This window comes from Winogradskyella poriferorum, from assembly GCF_050618035.1.
In the GTDB taxonomy this organism is placed as follows: domain Bacteria; phylum Bacteroidota; class Bacteroidia; order Flavobacteriales; family Flavobacteriaceae; genus Winogradskyella; species Winogradskyella poriferorum_A.
In genome coordinates this window covers 1-462 of sequence record NZ_JBODPY010000014.1, presented here as the reverse complement: position 1 = coordinate 462, position 462 = coordinate 1, and the positions used below count along the sequence as shown (strand labels likewise).

At 33.1% G+C, this 462-nt stretch carries 1 protein-coding gene; it reads right to left on the bottom strand.

Features of this window, described 5'->3' with window-relative positions; translation table 11 throughout:
- Positions 1 to 462: hypothetical protein (locus ACRHOC_RS14725; protein WP_431159394.1), on the bottom strand; the 462-nt coding region annotated here is incomplete at both ends.

Here is a 462-nt window from a genome sequence, read left to right as displayed (position 1 = left end):
CCATCAAATATCTCATCAGTCTGATTTTGTGCTCCATCAAGACTTTCGTGATAGGTAACTAAAATATCTGTCTGACCTGCTAATATTTCATTTGTCTTGGTTGATAAAGGAAATTCCATAAAACCATCTGTATCATCATCACAAACTTGTAAAGGTGTTACCGCTACAATCTCAGGTAATGGATTAACAATTACGTTAAATAAAGTCGTGTCAAAACATTCTGCTTGAAGAGGATCTTCCACCCTTACAAAAATCTCTTCTGAAACAGCATTTGTATATGTATGGTTGGTTCCTTCTGCACCTACGTTATCATTTGCATCATCTTGACTTAAATGAAATGAAACATTAAAAATCATTGGATCTTGAGTTCCTAGTATATCATCAATTCTTAATCTCAAATTAAAGGTTTCAAAACCTTCATTTGTGATATCTTCACATAATGCTATATCTTCTGGTGTATTG